The following is a 1,507-nucleotide window of genomic DNA, read 5'->3' on the forward strand; positions in this document are numbered from 1 at the left end:
GCCGGGCGCGCCGGGCGCGCCGGGCACGGCGGGGATGCGCTGAGACGCCGCTGAGCAGTGGTGCGGGCACCCGTCACCCCCGCGGGGAACACGCCCCCGGGGGCGGGCGTTGGGCTGGGTGTGACGACGACGAGAGCCCCGCAGCGCGCTGGCCGCGAACCTGTCCGCCCTGCGGGGTACGGTGGGACCCCCTCGCGGGTCCGGCCCTCCGGGGTCGTCCGCCCCAGCAACCCGGGTGCCCCCCGCATCCCGGTGCCGACGGAAGGAGGTCGTCCGATGGTCGTCCTGCGACGAGAGATCGGTGACGTCCTGCGCGACGCCCGCCAGCGACAGGGCCGCACGCTGCGCGAGGTGTCCTCCGCCGCCCGGGTCTCCCTCGGCTACCTCAGCGAGGTCGAGCGCGGTCAGAAGGAGGCTTCCTCCGAGCTGCTGGCCTCGATCTGCGAGGCCCTGGACGTGGCGATGTCCGTGGTGCTGCGCGAGGTGAGCGACCGCGTCGCGGTCGCCGAGGGCCTCACGGTGCCCGACACGGTCCCCGCGGACCTCGCCGCCGGCTGGGGCCGTCCCCGGGGCGGGGAGACCTGGACGCGCTCGGGCGGCAGCGCCCTGGCACCGGTGGGCTGAGGCGCCCGCTCGACGTCAGCGTCCGACCTGGCAGGTCGGGCAGTAGAAGATCGGCCGCTCCATGGGCGGTCTGCGGGCGACTCCCCGCACGACGGGGGTGCCGCAGCGCAGGCAGGGCTGGCCGGCGCGGTCGTGCACCCATGAGGTGAGGCCGCGCGGGCCGTCGCCGATGGCTGTCGGCGTCGGCGAGGCCACGCTGCGCTCCATGAGGCGACGAGCTGTCATGAGCAGGGACGGCACGTCCGTGACCTGCCCCGCCGGCGTCCACGGCCACAGCCGTCGGGCGTAGAGCGACTCGGCCGCGTACAGCGTGCCGATGCCCGCGCACACCCGCTGGTCCAGCAGGACCTCGGCGATCGGCACGTCGCCGCGTTCCCCGACGCGCCGCAGGGCCTCCGCGAGCCCCGGGCCGGGGAAGTCGTCGGCGAGCACGTCCGGGCCCAGGTGGCCGACCACCGTGTGCTCGTCCTCCGTGCGGAGGACGTCGAGCATGCCCAGCCGGTGCCCCGCCGCCGTCCACTCCGCCGTGGCCAGGACGGCACGCACCCAGGGGCTGCGCGCCTGCGCCGCCGGCGTGCCCGTTCGGACGAGGCGCCACGACCCTTCCATCCGCAGGTGCGTGTGCAGGCTCCGGCCGTCGTCGAAGCGGGTGAAGAGGTGCTTGCCGTAGGGCACGGTGCCCAGCACGGTGGCGCCGACCAGGTCGACCCCCGCGGCGGACGGCCATCGCAGCTCGGCGCGGACCAGCCGCTGCCCGGCGAGCGCGGCGTCGAGGGTCCGGGCGGCGCGGCGCAGGATGTCACCCTCGGGCACGCCTCACCGCCCCTCGCGCAGCCGGAGGCCGCGGGGGGTGGCCGCGAACCCGGCGGCTGCGAGGGCGGTC

The 1,507-nt window shown here is 77.0% G+C and carries 2 protein-coding genes; one reads left to right on the top strand and one right to left on the bottom strand.

What is annotated here, in order from left to right; all coding sequences use genetic code 11:
- Positions 1-276: 276 nt before the first annotated feature.
- Positions 277-624, top strand: a complete 348-nt coding sequence (locus N866_RS18750; RefSeq protein WP_034229650.1) for a helix-turn-helix domain-containing protein — start codon at positions 277-279, stop codon at positions 622-624.
- Positions 625-639: 15 nt separating this feature from the next.
- Here N866_RS18750 and N866_RS18755 read toward each other — a convergent pair whose 3' ends face one another.
- Positions 640-1,437 carry an Fpg/Nei family DNA glycosylase gene (locus tag N866_RS18755; RefSeq protein WP_034229652.1) on the bottom strand — a complete coding sequence of 266 codons (798 nt, stop codon included), beginning with the start codon at positions 1,435-1,437 and terminating at the stop codon, positions 640-642.
- Between the last annotated feature and the right edge of the window lie 70 nt (positions 1,438-1,507).

This window comes from Actinotalea ferrariae CF5-4, from assembly GCF_000603945.1.
Taxonomy (GTDB): Bacteria; Actinomycetota; Actinomycetes; order Actinomycetales; family Cellulomonadaceae; genus Actinotalea; species Actinotalea ferrariae.